The sequence below is a fragment of the Prevotella pallens ATCC 700821 genome (genome assembly GCF_000220255.1).
Classification (GTDB): Bacteria; Bacteroidota; Bacteroidia; order Bacteroidales; family Bacteroidaceae; genus Prevotella; species Prevotella pallens.
In genome coordinates this window covers 1-3,240 of sequence record NZ_GL982516.1, presented here as the reverse complement: position 1 = coordinate 3,240, position 3,240 = coordinate 1, and the positions used below count along the sequence as shown (strand labels likewise).

At 47.0% G+C, this 3,240-nt stretch carries 1 rRNA gene; it reads right to left on the bottom strand.

Annotated features, from left to right (window positions below):
• Positions 1-132: 132 nt before the first annotated feature.
• Positions 133-3,034 (bottom strand): 23S ribosomal RNA (locus tag HMPREF9144_RS12395).
• Positions 3,035-3,240: the final 206 nt, after the last annotated feature.

Sequence of the window (3,240 nt, the reverse complement as noted above, 5' to 3'; positions counted from 1 at the left end):
GTTAATAAGATATCCGATATTATAGAATAAATATAATAAACCAAATATAAAATACACTGTATAAGTGACTATGCCACAAGCAAAACTAACTAAAGAAAAGTAAATATACGATTCTTAAAGTATAAACACACTGAATGAAAGTTTTGGGCAATTAGTAGTGCTCGGCTTTGACATCGCTGTCTTTACACCTACACCCTATCAACGTCATAGTCTATGACGACCCTTATGAGGAGTTCTAATCTTGCGGAAGGCTTCGCACTTAGATGCTTTCAGCGCTTATCCATACCAGACTCAGATACCCAGCGGTGCACCTGGCGGCACAACTGGTAAACCGGAGGTCTGTCCACCACGGTCCTCTCGTACTAGTGGCGGCACCACGCAAAACTCCAACGCCCACGATAGATAGAGACCGAACTGTCTCACGACGTTCTGAACCCAGCTCGCGTGCCACTTTAATGGGCGAACAGCCCAACCCTTGGGACCTTCTCCAGCCCCAGGATGTGACGAGCCGACATCGAGGTGCCAAACCACCCCGTCGATATGAGCTCTTGGGGGGGATCAGCCTGTTATCCCCGGAGTACCTTTTATCCTTTGAGCGATGCAGTTTCCATACACTTGCACCGGATCACTATGCCCCAGTTTCCTGCCTGCTCGGCATGTCTGCCTCCCAGTCAAGCGCCCTTATGCCATTACACTCTATGAGGTCGGTTACCAATCGACCCGAGGGCACCTTTGGAAGCCTCCGTTACGCTTTTGGAGGCGACCACCCCAGTCAAACTACCCACCAAACAATGTCCGCGAAAGTACGCGTTAGACCTCAGACAGCCAAAGGGCCGTATTTCAAGGATGGCTCCACACACACTGGCGTGCATGATTCAAAGCCTCCGGCCTATCCTACACATCGGATGACCAAGGTCAATGCTAAGCTGTAGTAAAGGTTCACGGGGTCTTTTCGTCCCATCGCGGGTAATCGGCATCTTCACCGATACTACAATTTCACTGAGATCATGATTGAGACAGCGTCCGGATCATTACACCATTCGTGCAGGTCGGAACTTACCCGACAAGGAATTTCGCTACCTTAGGACCGTTATAGTTACGGCCGCCGTTTACTGGGGCTTCAATTCAAACCGTCGACATACATCTAAGCTCTCCTCTTAACCTTCCAGCACCGGGCAGGTGTCAGGCTGTATACATCATCTTTCGAGTTAGCACAGCCCTGTGTTTTTGTTAAACAGTTGCCTGGACCTATTCTCTGCGCCTCATTAAAAATGAGGACCCCTTATTCCGAAGTTACGGGGTCAATTTGCCTAGTTCCTTAACCATGAATCTCTCAACGCCTTAGTATGTTCTACCCGACTACGTGTGTCCGATTACGGTACGGGTTGCTCAAACATTAAGCTTAGCGGATTTTCTTGGAAGTATGATTACCTGTACTATCAAAGCTCTCCGAAGAAAACTCTGTACTATAGAAGATCAGCTCTAAATGCGGATTTGCCTACATCTATCTACACCTAACTTCTTTAACGCCCATATCCGTAAGGGCGCGACAGTGTCACTGCTCCGTCTCCACATCGCTGAATGAGCAAGTCACGGAATATTAACCGTGAAGCCATCGCCTTCGCCATTCGGCTGAGACTTAGGACCCGACTAACCCCAGGCTGATTGACATCGCCTGGGAAACCTTAGTCTTACGGCGAGGGGGAATCTTACCCCCTTTATCGTTACTTATACCTACATTTGCGTTTCTATACGCTCCAGGATCAATCAATATCACCATTCAACGCATATAGAATGCTCCCCTACCGATACTTTTTATATACAATGCTATCCCGCGACTTCGGTATCTGACTTATACCCGATTATTATCCATGCCCGGACCCTCGACTAGTGAGCTGTTACGCACTCTTTGAATGAATGGCTGCTTCCAAGCCAACATCCTAGCTGTCACCGGGACCAGACTTCGTTAGACTAACTTAGACAGAATTTCGGGACCTTAGACGACGGTCAGGATTCTTCTCCTCTCGGGGACGGACCTTAGCACCCGCCCCCTTACTGCACGACTACAGTCCGTGAGCATTCGGAGTTCGTCAGGTCGCGATAGGCGGTGAAGCCCTCTTGACCTATCGGTCGCTCTACCTCTCACGGAGAACATCGCACGCGGCACCTAAATGCCTTTCGGGGAGTACGAGCTATCTCCAAGTTTGATTGGCCTTTCACTCCTACACTCAACTCATCGGGAAGCTTTTCAACGCTTATCCGTGCGGTCCTCCATTCTGTGTTACCAGAACTTCAACCTGGTCAAGTGTAGATCACTTGGTTTCGCGTCTACCCCATCCAACTATACGCCCTATTTAGGCTCGCTTTCACTACGGATACGGGGCTGAACCCCTTAACCTCGCTGGACATGGTAACTCGTAGGTTCATTATGCAAAAGGCACGCCGTCACATATATATATGCTCCGACCGCTTGTAGGCGTATGGTTTCAGGAACTATTTCACTCTCCTCATTGGAGTGCTTTTCACCTTTCCCTCACGGTACTAATTCACTATCGGTCTCACGGGAGTATTTAGCCTTACCGGATGGTCCCGGCAGATTCATGCAGAATTACTCGTGCTCCGCACTACTCAGGGATTCACTACGTCTCATCAAGCTTCGGATACAGGATTATCACCTTATATTATTGAACTTTCCAGAACATTCTCCTCACTTTCAAAGTACGATATCGTGACCCTACTACCCCTATCACGCATTAATACGTCATAGGTTTGGGCTATTCCCCGTTCGCTCGCCACTACTAGGGGAATCATTAAATTATTTTCTTTTCCTACAGGTACTAAGATGTTTCAGTTCCCTGCGTTTGCTCCCATAAAAAATATATGGGTGACTATCATTCAGACAGTCAGGTTGTCCCATTCGGAAATCCTCGGATCAAAGATTATTTGCATCTACCCGAGGCTTATCGCAGCTTATCACGTCCTTCATCGCCTCCGTGAGCCTAGGCATCCGCCATACGCCCTTAATTACTTTCTATTCATTTTATATACTACCAAACTAATAATATTAATACCAATGGTAGCATATTCATGCTCATACTTTCAGCTGTATTTTGAAATCTAATTCTAATCCTTCTTGTATAAACAAAAAGAAATTACTTTACTTTACAGTCTTGCTTGTGTCAATATGTCAAAGAACGATATCAATGATGCAACGATAAAACGATGCAAAAATGATGAGTG